15 protein-coding genes are annotated in these 15,150 nt (G+C 63.6%); 1 reads left to right on the forward strand and 14 read right to left on the reverse strand.

Features of this window, described 5'->3' with window-relative positions; translation table 11 throughout:
- Window positions 1-58: 58 nt before the first annotated feature.
- The 3 genes from creC to rloA2 all read right to left on the reverse strand — a co-directional run bounded on the left by creC (window position 59) and on the right by rloA2 (window position 2,792).
- Entirely contained in the window at window positions 59-1,492 is a 1,434-nt protein-coding gene (creC, locus tag ACZ9A3_RS21675; protein ID WP_093378787.1) for a two-component system sensor histidine kinase CreC, read from the reverse strand.
- Entirely contained in the window at window positions 1,492-2,175 is a 684-nt protein-coding gene (creB, locus tag ACZ9A3_RS21680) for a two-component system response regulator CreB (protein WP_045199148.1), read from the reverse strand. Before creB ends, creC begins: the two co-directional genes overlap by 1 nt.
- Window positions 2,176-2,288: 113 nt before the next feature.
- Window positions 2,289-2,792, reverse strand: coding sequence for a retropepsin-like aspartic peptidase RloA2 (rloA2, locus tag ACZ9A3_RS21685; protein ID WP_195885188.1), 504 nt, complete (start codon window positions 2,790-2,792; stop codon window positions 2,289-2,291).
- Between the two features lie 180 nt (window positions 2,793-2,972).
- On the opposite strand from rloA2, the gene ACZ9A3_RS21690 reads away from it, so the two are divergent.
- Window positions 2,973-3,860, forward strand: coding sequence for an acyltransferase (locus tag ACZ9A3_RS21690; RefSeq protein ID WP_093378780.1), 888 nt, complete (start codon window positions 2,973-2,975; stop codon window positions 3,858-3,860).
- On the opposite strand, the gene ACZ9A3_RS21695 is transcribed toward ACZ9A3_RS21690, so the two are convergent.
- The 11 genes from ACZ9A3_RS21695 to ACZ9A3_RS21745 form a co-directional block, all read right to left on the reverse strand.
- A complete protein-coding gene (locus ACZ9A3_RS21695) occupies window positions 3,861-5,018 on the reverse strand; it encodes a glutathionylspermidine synthase family protein (protein WP_093378777.1) in 1,158 nt (385 codons plus the stop codon).
- Window positions 5,019-5,027: 9 nt separating this feature from the next.
- On the reverse strand, window positions 5,028-5,624 hold the full coding sequence (locus ACZ9A3_RS21700) for a DUF1190 domain-containing protein (protein WP_093378773.1): 597 nt from the start codon (window positions 5,622-5,624) through the stop codon (window positions 5,028-5,030).
- A 13-nt stretch (window positions 5,625-5,637) separates the two neighbouring features.
- A complete protein-coding gene (locus ACZ9A3_RS21705; protein ID WP_045199141.1) occupies window positions 5,638-6,405 on the reverse strand; it encodes a DUF1190 domain-containing protein in 768 nt (255 codons plus the stop codon).
- A 16-nt stretch (window positions 6,406-6,421) separates the two neighbouring features.
- A complete protein-coding gene (locus ACZ9A3_RS21710) occupies window positions 6,422-6,850 on the reverse strand; it encodes a DUF350 domain-containing protein (protein ID WP_093378770.1) in 429 nt (142 codons plus the stop codon).
- Window positions 6,851-6,921: 71 nt separating this feature from the next.
- Window positions 6,922-7,488, reverse strand: coding sequence for a DUF2780 domain-containing protein (locus ACZ9A3_RS21715; protein ID WP_045199137.1), 567 nt, complete (start codon window positions 7,486-7,488; stop codon window positions 6,922-6,924).
- Window positions 7,489-7,594: 106 nt separating this feature from the next.
- Window positions 7,595-8,794, reverse strand: coding sequence for a formaldehyde dehydrogenase, glutathione-independent (gene fdhA / locus ACZ9A3_RS21720; protein ID WP_045199135.1), 1,200 nt, complete (start codon window positions 8,792-8,794; stop codon window positions 7,595-7,597).
- Window positions 8,795-8,954: 160 nt separating this feature from the next.
- Entirely contained in the window at window positions 8,955-9,812 is an 858-nt protein-coding gene (gene purU / locus ACZ9A3_RS21725) for a formyltetrahydrofolate deformylase (RefSeq protein WP_093378767.1), read from the reverse strand.
- A gap of 11 nt (window positions 9,813-9,823) precedes the next feature.
- Window positions 9,824-10,456, reverse strand: a complete 633-nt coding sequence (locus tag ACZ9A3_RS21730; protein ID WP_213603045.1) for a sarcosine oxidase subunit gamma — start codon at window positions 10,454-10,456, stop codon at window positions 9,824-9,826.
- 67 nt (window positions 10,457-10,523) lie between these two features.
- Window positions 10,524-13,541 (reverse strand): sarcosine oxidase subunit alpha, encoded by a 3,018-nt coding sequence (locus ACZ9A3_RS21735; RefSeq protein ID WP_213603043.1) that lies wholly within the window; start codon window positions 13,539-13,541, stop codon window positions 10,524-10,526.
- A complete protein-coding gene (locus ACZ9A3_RS21740) occupies window positions 13,538-13,867 on the reverse strand; it encodes a sarcosine oxidase subunit delta (protein ID WP_045199126.1) in 330 nt (109 codons plus the stop codon). Before ACZ9A3_RS21740 ends, ACZ9A3_RS21735 begins: the two co-directional genes overlap by 4 nt.
- 14 nt (window positions 13,868-13,881) lie before the next feature.
- Window positions 13,882-15,132: a sarcosine oxidase subunit beta family protein gene (locus ACZ9A3_RS21745; RefSeq protein ID WP_038998326.1), complete on the reverse strand. Its 1,251-nt coding sequence runs from the start codon at window positions 15,130-15,132 to the stop codon at window positions 13,882-13,884.
- Between the last annotated feature and the right edge of the window lie 18 nt (window positions 15,133-15,150).

Here is a 15,150-nt window from a genome sequence, read left to right on the forward strand (position 1 = left end):
AACGAAATGGAGCCCTTGCGGACTTATGTGGAGCCTGTGTGCAGACTCTGTGAAGTTTTCAGCCCAGGCGCTTGGCCGGCAGCCACAACCGTACGCGCACGCCGTCCTCGACGTTGGCCACTTCCAGCGCGCCACCATGCAGCTGCATCACCTCTTCGACGAAATTCAGCCCCAGGCCGGTGCTCTTGCGCCCACTGAACGGTCGTGGCAGCGAATAGAAGCGCTCGCTGAGCCGGCCCAGGGCGTAGTCCGGAATCGACTCGCCCTGGTTGAACAGGCTCAAGGCCACGCGGCCATCGCCGTGCTCCAGCTCGAACACCAGCAAACCGCCTGGAGGGGTGAAGTCCAGGGCGTTGTCGAGCAGATTGGCGATGGCCTGGCGCATCAGGAACGGGTCACACAGCAGGCGCGCGGCCGCGGGCAGACGCTGACGCACCTGCAGCTCGGCGCTTTCGATCCGCGCGCCCTGGGCCAGCAGCAACTCGTCGACCAATGCTGCCAGCGGCACCTGTTGCTGTTCTTCCAGCGCTTGCATCTGCTCGACCTGAGCCAGGTTGAGCAGGCGTTCGATCAATTGCTGCATACGTGCGCTTTCGCTTTCGATATTGCCGGCAAAACGCTGGCGCTGTTCGTCGCTCATCGGCCCCTGGAGCAGCTCGCTGGCGCCGCGAATCGCCGCCAACGGGCTTTTCAGCTCGTGGGTCAGGGTGTGCACATAGCGCTCGACGTAATCCTTGCCTTCAAGCTGGGTGCGCATGCGCTCCACCGCCGCCGCCAGTTGCCACAACTCACCACCGCGATAATGCGGCAGCGCCGTGCGCTCGCCTTCACTGACCGCCTGGGCGTAGCGCGTCAGGCGGCGCAGCGAGCGCGCCAGCCACCACGACAATGCCGCGCCCACCAGCAGGCCAAGGCCGATCAGGCCCAGGCCGAGGTACAGCAGGCGCCGCTCGGAGCGGTCGATATAGGGTTGCAGCGATTTGTTCGGCTTGGCCACGGTGATCACGCCGATGATCTTGCCGTCATCGAGGATCGGCGCCGCCACGTGCATCACCGACGAATCCGGATCGTCCGGGTTGCTGCGAGTCGAGCGTGCACCGTATTGGCCGCGCAGGGTCAGGTAGACGTCGTTCCAGCGCGAATAGTCCTCGCCTACCGCCACGCCGGCCGAGTCGAGCAGCACTTTGCCCTGGGCATCGGTGACATAGATGCGGTGGTTGACCTGGTTCTTCGACAAGCCCCAGATATCGGCCTTGGGCTGGCGCTGGCCGTAGGCGCGCAGCAGCACCGGCAAACGGCTCTGGCCAAGGGTGCCGGCCTTGACGTCGTCGTGGAGGATTTCCGCCAGCAGGTTGGCGGTGTCGACCAGGGTTTCTTCGGTGGACTGACGCACACCGGGGCGGATCTGCTCGCGCACAGTGCTGAGGATGAAGTAGCCGGTCAGCCCGACGAACAGGAAGTACACCAGGAAAATCCGGATCCCCAGGCGCATCAGCTATGGCTCGGGCTGTAGCTGTAGCCCAGGCCGCGGTGGGTCTGGATCGGCTCGGCGTCGGCAGCCACCGCACGTAGCTTGGCGCGCAGGCTCTTGATATGGCTGTCGATGCTGCGCTCGTAGCCGGCATCGGCGGCGACCCCGACGGCATCGAGCAGTTGCTCGCGGCTGAACACCCGCTCCGGTTGCTCCAGCAGGCTTTGCAGCAGGCGAAACTCGTGGCGGGTCAGGCTCAGGGCCTGGCCACGGTAGTGGATCTGCATGCGCAGGGTATCGACCTGGAACAGCTCGGCGGCGCTCACCACAGGTTCCGCGCGCGGCGCCATGCGCTTGAGGATCGCCCGCACCCGGGCCGCCACTTCGCGAGGGCTGAAGGGTTTGACCACGTAATCGTCGGCGCCGATTTCCAGGCCCACCACCCGATCGATTTCGCCATCGCGAGCGCTGAGGAACATCACCGGCACCTCGCTGAAACGGCGCAGTTGCCGGCAGGTTTCAAAACCGCTGATGTCCGGCAGGCCAATGTCGAGGATGATCAGGTCGGCCGGGCGCTGGCGTTGCTGCTCCAGCGCGGCGCTGCCCAGGGTCACCCACTCGGTGCTGTGACCGTCGCCTTGCAGGGCGAAAATCAGCGTATCGGCGATGGCCGCTTCGTCTTCGACAATTAAAATGTGGGGCATCTGGAGCGGCAAGCCTCAAGCGACAAGCTTCAAGAAGAAGCGGATCGCGTGAAGTTACACTGAACCGCTTTTTCTTGCAGCTTGTCGCTTAAAGCTTGCAGCTAGTGAGCTGCTCAGCAGCTCGGCTTGTCTGCGGTAAAGCGCCGCGCCGGGTTTACCGCCGCCTTGAACTCGCGCAGCGCCTTGGCACCGATCAGCAACGGGTAGTTGAAACTGCTGCGGTCGGTCAGGTTGACCTCGACGGTGCGTTTCACGTCGCCCAGGCACAGCTCCAGGTCGACCACCGGGCGCTTGCTGATCTCGGCGCCCTCGCCGTCTTCGTCTTCATCGGCGCGGTTCTTGATCTTGCTGATGCGCGCCAGCTTGTGTTCATAGACCTTGCCGTCGGCGTCCTTGGTGGCGACCCGAAAGCGCACCCACTCTTCGCCGTCACGGGTGAAGGTTTCGATGTCCTTGGCCGACAGCGAAGCGGTCAGCGCGCCGGTGTCCATCTTGGCCTTGAAGGTCTGGCCACCGACTTCCGGCAGTTTGATGTATTCGTAGCGGCCATACAGGGTCGGCTCGGCGGCCAGGACCGGCAGGGCTAACAGGGACAGCAGTGCAAGTACCGATTTCACAGGATCCGCTTCCTTGAGATAAGACAGTGTTTAGACTGCGAAGGCAGGATAGGTTCGCGCCAATAGCTTATTCAACACAATGTGAAACATTTGTCCGGCGGGAGCAGACCGGAGCATTTGGCGTACGCCGACCGGGTGCTTATCATTGCCGACCGCTTACTTGAATATAAGAGCTTTCTTATGCGCCGCTTGCTGACGGGCATTCTTGTGACCTTGCTGTTGCTGCTCAACACCCTGGTCCTGATCGGCCCGCTGATGGTCTTTGCCCTGCTCAAACTGGTCCTGCCCGGCCGTTACCGCGACTATGCCTCGTGGGCGGTGATGTGGATCGCCGAAACCTGGGCCGAAATCGACAAACTGATCTTCCGCCTGTGCATCCCGACCATCTGGGACGTGCGCGGCGCCGCCGACCTGCGTATCGACACCTCGTACCTGGCGGTCAGCAACCACCAGAGCTGGGTGGATATCCCGGCGCTGATCCAGGTGCTCAACCGGCGCATTCCGTTCTTCAAGTTCTTCCTGAAAAAGGAACTGATCTGGGTACCCTTGCTGGGCCTGGCCTGGTGGGCCCTGGACTACCCGTTCATGAAGCGCTACAGCAAGGCCTTCCTCGACAAGCACCCCGAGCTCAAGGGCCAGGACCTGGAAATCACCAAGGCCGCCTGCGAGCTGTTCAAGCGCCAGCCGGTGACCGTGGTCAACTACCTCGAAGGCACGCGGTTCACCGAGGCCAAGCGCGCCGCCCAACAGTCACCCTTCAAGCATCTGCTCAAGCCCAAGGCCGGCGGCGTGGCCTTCGTGCTGGCGGCGCTGGGCGAACAGCTCGACGCCCTGCTGGATGTCACCATCGTCTACCCCGGCGACAAGGCCCCAGGGTTCTGGGACCTGCTCAGCGGCAATTTGCCCAAGGTGATCATCGACATCCAGGTACATGAGCTGGACCCGGCACTGTGGAGCGGCGACTACGAGAACGACCCGGTGTTTCGCCAGACCGTGCAGGACTGGGTCAACCAGCTCTGGCACGCCAAGGACGCCCGCATCGAGGCCTTGCGCGCCGAGCTGCGCTGATCAGTCGATGATCGCGTGGGGCAGAAAGCGGCTGCTGTCCTTGGTGATCAGCGAGTTGTCTTCGCGAATGCCGATGCCCGCCGGCAGGTCGCCGACCACCCAGCTGCCGATCACCGTGTAGCTGTCGCCAAAGCGCGGCAGCGCTTGGAACTGCTGGATGATGCTCGGCCCGCCGCCATACGGGCCATCTTCGACCACCCGCTTGCCGCTGGCGGTGTGGATCTCGATGTTGGCGCCTTCGCGCGAGAAGAACGGCTTGCGCACCCAGCCCTTGTCGAGGGGCGCGCCCGGGGTTTGCTCGATGAACGCCGGCAGCAGGTTCGGGTGGCCCTGGTGGCGTTCCCACAGCAGCGCCAGCATGCCCTTGTTGGAAAGGATCGCCTTCCACGGCGGCTCGACGAACAAGGTACCGCTGGTGGCGATCGCCGGGCCGTAGGGGTCATGGAAGATGTCTTCCCAGGGGTAGAGTTTGAACAGGCTCGGGATCGGTGCGCCAACATCATCGACAAATCGCCCGCCGCGGCTCAGGCCGATGTCTTCCATGTCTACCAGGCGCGCATCGAGCCCGGCGCCGAGGGCGATATCGCGCAGGTATTCGACGGTGCCGCGGTCTTCGATCGAGTCTTTCACCGAAGAAAAGTAGAACGGCGTGGCAAAGGTATTGGCACCCATCACCTGGGTGAGTTTGTCTTCCAGGCTGTTGAACTGGTCGGCGTCGGCCGGCAGCATGCCGCGCTGCATCTGCTGCTCCAGCCACAGGTACTGGAAGAAACTGGCTTCGTAGAGTGACGTCGGCGTGTCGTAGTTGGCCTCCAGCAGCTTGGCCGGGCCCTTGCCGTCGTAACACAGGTCCATGCGCCCGTAGAAATGCGGGTGGCCGTCGCGCCACGAGCGGCGGATCAAATCGAAGTACGGTGCCGGGATCGCCAGGCGCTCGAGCAGCTCTTCACTGTCGACCACCTCGGCCACCAGCGCCATGCACAGCTCATGCAGTTCGCGGGTGGGCTCTTCAAGATCGTCTTCGATCTGCCGCAGGCTGAACTGGTAATAGGCCGACTCGTCCCAGTAGGGCTCGTCGCCGAAGGTGTGGAAATTGAAACCGAACTGCTCGGCGGTGGCACGCCAGTCCGGGCGCGGGGCGATGGAAATTCGCTTCATCTGCAATCCTCAGGTGCTGTAGCCGCGTAGCGACGAGCGGCTGTTGAACCCGTTGCTATCCAGGGTCAACCAACGCGTCGAGCCATAGCTGTTACCGCCGAAAACACGCAATTGGGCAGGCGCCACGTCAGCTCTGCCCTGTTCACTCAATGCACTGCTGACAAACGCCTCGCGGCCCTTGCGCGCCCGGTACACAGGCTCCGCCAGGTAGCGCGGTGCGGCATCGACGTAGCGCAGGCTGGTCCAGTGCGCCTGGTCGATCGGCACCCCGTCGTCATAGACCTGGCGCTCGGTGGTCAGGTTGAAACCGTCCATGGCCGGCAGAAAAAAGCCGTTGCCCTCGACCTGCTGGCAGCGCTCAAAGCGCAGCTGGCAGGCGTTGAGGTCGTCAAAGCGCGGCGCGTGGGCATAGTGCAGCTGCTGCGCGACATCCCGTGCCTCATTGCACGCTTCAGCGCGGGTGCCACTGCCAATGCACTGCTGCACCCCTTGATGGTGACGCACCTCGCTATACGGCTTGATTGCCGCCACCTGGTTGTCGCAGGCACTGAGTACCAGCGGCAGGCTACCCAAGGCCAGCAGGCGCAGGGATTTGCTGCGTTTCATCGGCTGACCTCGTTCAGGAAGCGAAGCCGCCACGCCCCGAAGCACGCGAGACAAAACCGTTGTGGGTACCCACCGCGAACGGCCGGGCCGAGCTGATCAGCTTGTTAGTCTGGGCCATGGGGATAATCGCCGGATGGGCGCTGCCCACGTGCGCCGGGTCGCTGCCGGCAACGGCGCTACCGCCGCCACTCGCCGCCGCATGCTGCGCGGCTTCGCTGAACGGCTGCGAGGCCGGGTGCGAGGTGTCCAGGCCGGCGTAATAATTGTGATTTGCCACTTGCTCGGTCAGGGTGCTGACCTTGAACGCATTGCGCCCGTCGCGCTCGTGATAGATCGCCTCGGTCGAATAGCGCGCATCGGTGTCGGTGTACTCGTAATAGCGACGACCGCCGCCGGAGCCGCCGCTCGACGATGAGCTGTTGGTCGACGAACTGCTGCTGTTGTCCTCATCGTCGGCGTACACCTGGCGTTCGGTGGTCAGGGCAAAGCCTTCCATCGGCGGCACGTAGTTGTTGGCGTAACGGCGAAAATCGCACTTGAAATAGACTGCCTCACAGGCCTCGGCGGTCAAAAAGCGCGGGACGTTGGCGGCATGGTGGTTCTGCGCGGCGACCCAGGCTTGCTGGCACACCTGGCGCGGCTTGCCGTCCATGACGCAATAGTCGACGTCCTGGTAGCGCTTGGTTTCGCTGATGATTTTGGTCGGCCGGTCGCCACAGGCGGACAGCACCAGCGGCAGGCTGCCGAGGGCGACCAGGCGAATGGTTTTGCTGCGTTTCATTGTCGATCGTCCCTGATCAGGCGGCGGGGGTCATGCAGGCGGCGTTGAGCAGGCCAATACCAATGGACACGGCGGCCAGCAAAATGGCCGAGGCGGTTTCCTGGCGGGCAACCCGTTCAGCCATGCCTTTGACGCAGCGGTTGACCACCACGAACGCCAGCAACTGCACCACTGCGGCAATCAGCGCCCAGAGCAGGAAGTCGAGCAGCGAAATCGAATGGGAAATGGCACTGGCCACCGGAATCGCAAAACCGATCAAGGCACCGGCCAGGGCAATGGCGGCGGCATTGTTGCCTTCGCGGATCAAGCGCAATTCGTTGTAGGGGGTCAGGCGGGTGTAGATGAATGCGTAGAGGCCGAACAGCACGGCGGCGCCGAGCATGTAGACCACAAAGCCGAGCACGGCGTCGGCAGGCAAAGACATCTTCAGGGCGTCCATGAACATGGCGAATCACACTTCCTTGTAAAACGGGGCGGGACATATAGCACACCGCCCCGCCCGCGCAAATAGCTGGCTTACACGGAAGGCACGCCCGCCCCTGTGCCCCACAGGCTGCCCAGGCTCTGCAACAGCGAGCCGCCGACGCCTTGCTGGCCCAAGTACTGCAGGATCAACGGCGCGAACTGGCCGATCATGCCGGTGTCCATGCCCAGCGCGCTGAAGGCGTTGTTGAGGTCATTGGTGTCTTTGACATTACCCAGGGCATTGCTCAGGGCCGAGGACTTGTCGCTCTTGCCCAGCAGCGTGCCCAGACCGTTCAAACCGCCCAGGGCCTTCTCGCCGGAAAGCAGGTCAAGGCCGGGCACGGCTTTGCTCAGTTGCTCGTAATCGCCGCTGTTGAGCTGATTCTTGGCCAGGCCCAGCAATGCGCCGGTGCCGCCGATGGCTTGTTCGGGGGTGACTTTCAGTTCGCTGCCGAGGGTATTGAGCAGGTTCGCCGAAGCAGCGGGGGCCTGTACCGCGGCATCGCCGCTGTTGCCCTTGGCGGCGTTGTAGACATTGGCCGCGTCATTGAGGCTGAAGCCTGCGAATACCGGAGTGGCAGCCAGGGCCACCAGGGTGACCAGTGCGAAACGTTTCATCGAAATACCTCGTCAGCCGTTAAGGCAGGGAAAACGAGGTTTCGACCTTGTGGGCGGGGGATTGTTCCCTTGTAACCGGTGGAAGCGGGCTTGCCCCGCGATGTGTTTAGGCAGCGCTGAACAGCTTGTGCGGGTCGATGACGAATTTCTTCGGCACGCCGGCATCGAACTCGCCATAGCCTTCAGGCGCCTGGTCGAGGCTGATCACCTGCACACCCACCACTTCGGCAATGTTGATGCGGTCCCACATGATCGCCTGCATCAGTTGGCGGTTGTATTTCATCACCGGGGTCTGCCCGGTGTGGAAGCTGTGCGACTTGGCCCAGCCAAGACCAAAACGGATGCTCAGGCTGCCGATCTTCGCCGCGGCATCCACCGCGCCCGGGTCTTCGGTGACGTACAGGCCAGGGATACCGATCTTGCCGGCAACCCGCACCACGCCCATCAGCGAGTTGAGCACGGTGGCCGGCGCTTCGTGCTTGGCACCGGCATGGCCGTGGCCCCGGGCTTCGAAGCCCACGGCATCGACCGCGCAGTCGACTTCCGGCTCGCCCAGCAGGTTGGCGATCTGCTCGTGCAGCGGGGTGTCCTGGGACAGGTCGGCAATTTCGAAACCCTGGGCCTTGGCGTGGGCCAGGCGCACCGGGTTGACGTCGCCGACGATCACCACCGCAGCGCCCAGCAGGCGCGCCGACGCCGCTGCAGCCAGGCCCACCGGGCCGGCACCGGCGATGTACACCGAGCTGCCCGGGCCAACCCCGGCCGTCACCGCGCCGTGATAGCCGGTAGGGAGGATGTCCGACAGGCAGGTCAGATCGCGGATCTTCTCCATGGCCTTGTCGCGGTTCGGCAGTTTCAGCAGGTTGAAGTCGGCGTAAGGCACCAGCACATATTCGGCCTGGCCGCCGGTCCAGTCGCCCATGTCGACATAGCCGTAGGCACCACCGGCACGGGCCGGGTTGACGGTGAGGCAGACGCCGGTGTGCTGCTCTTTGCACGAGCGGCAGCGGCCGCAGGCGACGTTGAAGGGTACCGAAACCAGGTCACCGATCTGCAGGTTTTCGACGTCCCTGCCCTTCTCGATGACTTCGCCGGTGATTTCATGGCCCAGCACCAGGCCGACCTGGGCCGTGGTACGGCCACGGACCATGTGCTGATCGGAGCCACAGATATTGGTGGAGACCACCCGCAGGATCACCCCGTGCTCGATCTTGCGACCGCGCGGGTCCTGCATTTTCGGGTAGTCAATCTTCTGCACCTCGACCTTGCCAGCGCCGAGATACACCACACCACGATTACCAGACATGCTTTCACCTCGCTAAAGTTTGTTGTTATGTAGCGGTGCAAAGTGCGCTGCCCGTAGGCGGCGCTGTGTTACTGGAATCTGTTTTTGCCTTGAAGGCCTCATCGCGGGGCAAGCCCGCTCCTACCGGTGTGGGAGCGGGCTTGCCCCGCGATGGCGGCCGTCAGAGCACTACCGTCCGGTTGGCGTTGAGGAACACCCGCCGCTCGATGTGATAGCCCACCGCCCGCGCCAGGGTCAGGCACTCGATATCACGGCCCTTGGCGATCAGGTCTTCGGGGTAATGGCTGTGGTCCACCGCCTCGACGCCTTGGGCGATGATCGGCCCTTCGTCGAGGTCGTTGTTGATGTAGTGCGCGGTGGCACCGACCAGTTTCACGCCCTTGTTGTAGGCCTGGTGGTAGGGCTTGGCGCCCTTGAAGCCGGGCAGCAGCGAGTGATGGATGTTGATCGCCCAGCCGTCGAGCTTGCGGCACAACTCGGGCGACAGCACCTGCATGTAGCGGGCAAGGATTACCAGCTCGGCGCCGGACTCTTCGATCACCTGCAGCACCTTGCGCTCCTGCGCCGGTTTGTCATGGGGGTCGAGGGCGAAGTGGTAATAGGGAATGCGGTGCCAGTGGGCCAGGGGCTCTAGGTCCGGATGGTTGGAAACCACTGCCACCACGTCCATGCTCAACTGGCCGATGCGCTGGCGATAGAGCAGATCGTTGAGACAGTGATCGGCCTTGGAGACCATGATCACCACTTTCGGTCGGTGCTTGGGCGCGGTCAGCTCGAACAGCATGCCAAACGCCGCGCCGCGCTCGGCCAGGCCTGCGCGAAAGCTGGCCTCGTCGAAATCATCCGGCTGGCGGAATTCCACGCGAATGAAAAAGCGCCCGGACAGCCGGTCATCGAACGAGTGGTGCTCGGTAACGTAGCAGTGCTGCTCGAACAGGTAACGCGTCACCGCGTCGACCGTGCCGAGCAGGCTCGGGCAGTCGGCGGTGAGAATCCAGGTGTCCGGTGCACGACTCATGGCATTGCTCCTTAAGCCTGAATGCTCAGGCCGTATTCGGCGGAAGCGTCCTGCAGCCACAGCCACCAGTAGTCGGAGAAACTGCGGCGGATCAGCAGCTCCCAGGTTTCTTCACCGGTGCGGCGGATCACCAGTTGCGACTTGGCGAACACCGTGCCGACGGCCTTGCCCACCGGAAAGTTGTTTGGATGTACATCGTAGCTGGTGGATTTCATCAGCACGTCGCGCACGTTGGGGCCGCTCAGTTCCAGAACGGTTTGCCCGCCACTGACGTTGACGATCTGAATGTGCAGGCCATCGAGGGCGTCGCGCAGCTTTTGCTCGACGGCAAATTCCTCACCGCCGGGGACGATCAGCAGCCATTCATCCGGGCCCAGCCACTGCAGCGACATCTCGCCGTTGGCGACCACGGTCAGGGCCACCGGCAGCTCCAGGCCCAGGGCCTTGAACACACCGCCGGCAAAGGCCGGGTCCTTGCCATCGCCTCGCAGGGTCAGGTGGCCGAGGAGTTTTTTCTCGCGCAGGGTTACCCCGGCGTTTTTGCGACCCTTGCCGATCAGGCTCGGCAGGTCGGCGTGGTGCAGCGGCGTTTCAGCCTTGGCGTCGTTGCCGGGGCGTTGCTGGTAGACGTTGATCGTGCTCATTACACACCTGCCTTGAATTCTGTGGACCTGGTAACGCGATCCCTGTGGGAGCTACATCACGCCGGCGTTAGATGTTCTGCCGTTCACCCTTCGGATCGAAGAACACCGAAGAACAGATCTCGGCCTCGATCACGCTGCCATCGGCCTGGGGCGAGTAGACCCGTTCGCCGATGCGTTTGAGCCCGCCCTTGACCACACCCATGGCAAACGAATAGCCCAGGGAGTTGCTGGCGTAGCTGGAGGTGACGTGACCGACCATGTCCATCGGGATCGCTTGTTTCGGGTCGAACACCAGTTGCGCGCCTTCCGGCAGCCACTTGTTGGGGTCGACCGGCTTGAGCCCGACCAGCTGCTTGCGGTTCTCGCGCACGCAGTCTTCGCGGTTCATCCCGCGCCAGCCGATCCACGAAAACGGCTTGGTGCGGCCAACACACCAGCCCATGTTGAGGTCGTCCGGGGTCATCGAGCCGTCGGTGTCCTGGCCGACAATGATGAAGCCCTTCTCGGCGCGCAGTACGTGCATGGTTTCGGTGCCGTACGGGGTCAGGTTGTATTGCTTGCCGGCAGCGACGATCTTCTCCAGCACGCCCATGGCGTAGTTGGCCTGGACGTTGACTTCATACGACAGCTCGCCGGTGAACGAGATACGGAACACCCGCGCCGGCACACCGCCGACCAGGCCCTCCTTCCAGGTCATGAACGGGAAGGCGTCCTTGTCCAGGTCGATATCGCTGACTTCGCTGAGCAGCTTGCGGCTGTTGGGGCCCGACAGGGTCAGGGTCGCCCAGTGGTCGGTGACCGAGGTGAAGTACACTTTCAGGTCCGGCCATTCGGTCTGCTGGTAGATCTCCAGCCACTGCAGCACCCGCGCCGCGCCACCTGTGGTGGTGGTCATGATGAAGTGGTTGTCGCCGACACAGGCGGTGACGCCGTCGTCGAAGACCATGCCATCTTCTTTGCACATGAGGCCGTAGCGGGCCTTGCCAACATCGAGCTTGGTCCAGGCGTTGGTGTAGATGCGGTTGAGGAATTCGCGCGCGTCCGGGCCCTGGATGTCGATCTTGCCCAGGGTCGAGGCGTCGAGCAGGCCGACGCTGTCACGCACCGCCTTGCACTCGCGAGCCACGGCGGCATGAATGTCCTCGCCGTTGCGCGGGAAGTACCAGGGGCGCTTCCACTGGCCGACGTCTTCGAATTCGGCGCCGTTCTTCACATGCCAGGCATGCAGGGCAGTAAAGCGTACCGGCTCGAACAGGTGCCCGCAGTGTCGGCCCGCCACCGCGCCGAAGGTGATCGGCGTGTAGTTGGGGCGAAACATGGTGGTGCCCATTTCCGGGATGGTGATGCCCATCGAACGGGCGGCAATCGCCAGGCCGTTGATGTTGCCCAGCTTGCCCTGATCGGTACCAAAGCCCAGCGCGGTGTAGCGCTTGACGTGCTCGACCGACTCGAAGCCTTCGCGGGTAGCCAGTTCGATGGCGGCGGCGGTGACGTCGTTCTGCTGGTCGACGAACTGCTTCGGCGCCCGTGCTGTGTTCTTGTCGTGGGGCACCTGAAACAGCGCCACGGTTGGTTCTTCCTGGCGTGCCAGGACTTTCGGAATCACCCCCAGCACCGCCTTGAAACCGGCTTCGGTGGCGGCGCGCACGCCGCCTTCAAAACCATCGGCGAGGGTGTCGGCAAGGGCGAACACACCGTTGATGCCACCCACGCACACGCGTTTTTGCGGTGCTTCACCGGGTACGAAACCGAGAATGTCTTCACGCCAGACCGGTTTGCCGCCCAGGTGCGAAGCCAGGTGCACCACCGGGCTGTAGCCGCCGGAGGTGGCTACCAGGTCGCAATCCAGCCACTCGCCGGGGCTGCTGACCTTATGCGCCTTGACGTCGATGGCGGCAACCCGGGCTGCAGTCACGTGCTTGCTGCCGCGCGTCTCGATCACCGCACTGGAGGTGAGGATGCGAATGCCCTTGGCCCGCGCCTCTTCCACCAACGAACCGCGCGGGTTGTGGCGGGCATCGGCGACGGCGACCACGTTCAGGCCGGCGTCGTGCCAGTCCAGGGCTACGCGATAGGCGTGGTCATTGTTGGTCGACAGCACCAACTTGCGCCCCGGCGCCACGCCATAGCGGCGCACGTAGGTCGAGACCGCACCGGCGAGCATGTTGCCCGGCACATCGTTGTTGCCGTACACCAAAGGCCGCTCGTGGGCGCCAGTCGCCAGCACCACACGCTTGGCGCGTACCCGGTGCATGCGCTGGCGCACCTGGCCGATCGGCGCGCGATCGCCCAGATGGTCGGTCAGGCGCTCGTGAATGGTGAGGAAGTTGTGATCGTGGTAGCCGTTGACCGTGGCCCGTGGCAACAGGGTGACTTCCGGCAGTGCCTTGAGCTCGGCCACCACTGCCGCAACCCAGTCGGCGGCCGGCTTGCCGTCGAGAGTTTCACGGCTGTCGAGCAGGCTGCCGCCGAACTCTTCCTGTTCATCGGCGAGGATCACCCGCGCGCCGCTGCGGCCAGCCGCCAGGGCTGCGGCCAGGCCGGCGGGGCCGGCGCCGACCACCAGCACGTCGCAGTGGTGGTTCATGTAGTCGTAGCTGTCCGGGTCGTTCTGCAGCGGCGCACGGCCAAGGCCGGCGGCTTTGCGGATGTACTTCTCGTAGGTCATCCAGAACGACTGCGGGTACATGAACGTCTTGTAGTAGAAACCCGGCGGCATCAGCTTGCCGCCGACCTTGCCGAGGATGCCCATGACGTCGTTGTTCACATTCGGCCAGCCGTTGGTGCTGGTGGCCACAAGGCCGGCGTACAGCGCCTGCTGGGTGGCGCGCACGTTGGGCACCTGGGTGGCTTCGGTGGCGCCGATCTGCAGGATGGCGTTGGGCTCCTCGCTACCTGCGGCGATGATCCCGCGGGGGCGCGAGTACTTGAAGCTGCGCCCGACGATGTCGACGCCGTTGGCCAGCAGCGCGGCGGCCAGGGTGTCACCGGCAAAGCCCTGGTAGGTCTGGCCGTTGAAGGTGAAGTTCAAGACTTTGCTGCGATCGATACGACCGCCGTTGGACAGGCGATAGACCTGGCTCATACCTTTTCTCCCTGACCACTGACTGCCAACTGCGGGCTGGTGTTCTTGCCGGTGACCTGCGGCTTGGCGCCGATCGGATAGGTTTCGAGAATTTCGTAGGTCAGCGTGTCACGCGTGGCGTTGAAATACTGGCGGCAACCAGCGGCGTGAATCCACAGCTCGTGGTGCAGGCCACGGGGGTTATCGCGAAAGAACATGTAGTCGCCCCACTCCTCGTCGGAGCAGGCGTTGGGGTCCAGCGGCCGGGGAATGTGCGCCTGGCCTGCGGCGTGGAACTCCTCTTCGGAGCGCAGCTCGCCGCAGTGGGGACAGAAGATATGCAACATGGGGATTTCTCCTGTTAGTGGGCGACAGCGGCGGCGCCGTGTTCGTCGATCAGTGCACCGTTGTGGAAACGGTCGATGGAAAAGGGTTTGGCCAGCGGGTGCATTTCGCCCTTGGCCAGGCTTGCGGCAAAGACGTTGCCCGAGCCCGGGGTGGCCTTGAAGCCGCCGGTGCCCCAGCCGCAGTTGAAGAACATGTTCTTCACCGGGGTCTTGGAGATGATCGGGCAGGCGTCCGGGGTGGTATCGACGATGCCGCCCCACTGGCGGTTCATGCGCACCCGCGAGAGGATCGGGAACATTTCGACGATGGCCTGCAGGGTGTGCTCGATCACCGGGTACGAACCGCGCTGGCCGTAACCGACCCAGCCGTCGATGCCGGCGCCGATGACCAGGTCGCCCTTGTCCGACTGGCTGATGTAGCCGTGCACGGCGTTGGACATGATCACGCTGTCGATGATCGGCTTGAGCGGCTCGGACACCAGTGCTTGCAGCGGATGCGATTCGATCGGCAGGCGGAAACCTGCGAGCTTGGCCATGTGCCCGGAGTTACCGGCGGTGACCACGCCGACGCGCTTGGCGCCGATAAAGCCTTTGTTGGTCTCGACGCCGATGACCACGCCGTTTTCCTTGCGAAAACCGATCACTTCGGTTTGCTGGATCAGGTCGACGCCCAGGGCGTCGGCGGCGCGGGCAAAGCCCCAGGCCACGGCGTCGTGGCGGGCAACACCACCGCGGCGCTGCACGGTGGCGCCGATGATCGGGTAGCGGGTGTTCTTCGAGCAGTCCAGGTAAGGGATTTCTTCAGCTACTTGTTGAGCATTGAGCAGCTCGCCGTCGACGCCATTGAGGCGGTTGGCACTGACCCGACGCTCGGAATCACGCATGTCCTGCAAGGTATGACAGAGGTTGTAGACGCCGCGCTGGGAGAACATCACGTTGTAGTTGATGTCTTGTGACAGCCCTTCCCAGAGCTTCATCGCGTGTTCATACAGGTGCGCCGACTCGTCCCACAGGTAGTTGGAGCGGACGATGGTGGTGTTGCGCGCGGTGTTGCCGCCTCCCAGCCAGCCCTTCTCGACCACTGCCACGTTGGTGATGCCGTGTTCCTTGGCCAGGTAGTAGGCGGTGGCCAGGCCATGCCCGCCACCACCGACGATGACCACGTCGTAGACTTTTTTCGGGGTGGGCGTGCGCCACATGCGCTGCCAGTTTTCGTGGTGGCTGAGTGAGTGCTTGAAGAGGCCGAAGCCTGAGTAACGTTGCATAGTCTTTACTCCTGGACC

The sequence above is a fragment of the Pseudomonas sp. TE4620 genome (assembly GCF_056279045.1).

Excerpts from the sequence above, each read along its gene's own strand:
- creC (WP_093378787.1), bottom strand. The coding sequence starts at position 1,492 with ATGCGCCTGGGGATCCGGATTTTCCTGGTGTACTTCCTGTTCGTCGGG.
- creB (WP_045199148.1), bottom strand. The coding sequence starts at position 2,175 with ATGCCCCACATTTTAATTGTCGAAGACGAAGCGGCCATCGCCGATACG.
- ACZ9A3_RS21690 (WP_093378780.1), top strand. The coding sequence starts at position 2,973 with ATGCGCCGCTTGCTGACGGGCATTCTTGTGACCTTGCTGTTGCTGCTC.
- ACZ9A3_RS21695 (WP_093378777.1), bottom strand. The coding sequence starts at position 5,018 with ATGAAGCGAATTTCCATCGCCCCGCGCCCGGACTGGCGTGCCACCGCC.
- ACZ9A3_RS21700 (WP_093378773.1), bottom strand. The coding sequence starts at position 5,624 with ATGAAACGCAGCAAATCCCTGCGCCTGCTGGCCTTGGGTAGCCTGCCG.
- ACZ9A3_RS21705 (WP_045199141.1), bottom strand. The coding sequence starts at position 6,405 with ATGAAACGCAGCAAAACCATTCGCCTGGTCGCCCTCGGCAGCCTGCCG.
- ACZ9A3_RS21710 (WP_093378770.1), bottom strand. The coding sequence starts at position 6,850 with ATGTTCATGGACGCCCTGAAGATGTCTTTGCCTGCCGACGCCGTGCTC.
- ACZ9A3_RS21715 (WP_045199137.1), bottom strand. The coding sequence starts at position 7,488 with ATGAAACGTTTCGCACTGGTCACCCTGGTGGCCCTGGCTGCCACTCCG.
- fdhA (WP_045199135.1), bottom strand. The coding sequence starts at position 8,794 with ATGTCTGGTAATCGTGGTGTGGTGTATCTCGGCGCTGGCAAGGTCGAG.
- purU (WP_093378767.1), bottom strand. The coding sequence starts at position 9,812 with ATGAGTCGTGCACCGGACACCTGGATTCTCACCGCCGACTGCCCGAGC.
- ACZ9A3_RS21730 (WP_213603045.1), bottom strand. The coding sequence starts at position 10,456 with ATGAGCACGATCAACGTCTACCAGCAACGCCCCGGCAACGACGCCAAG.
- ACZ9A3_RS21735 (WP_213603043.1), bottom strand. The coding sequence starts at position 13,541 with ATGAGCCAGGTCTATCGCCTGTCCAACGGCGGTCGTATCGATCGCAGC.
- ACZ9A3_RS21740 (WP_045199126.1), bottom strand. The coding sequence starts at position 13,867 with ATGTTGCATATCTTCTGTCCCCACTGCGGCGAGCTGCGCTCCGAAGAG.
- ACZ9A3_RS21745 (WP_038998326.1), bottom strand. The coding sequence starts at position 15,132 with ATGCAACGTTACTCAGGCTTCGGCCTCTTCAAGCACTCACTCAGCCAC.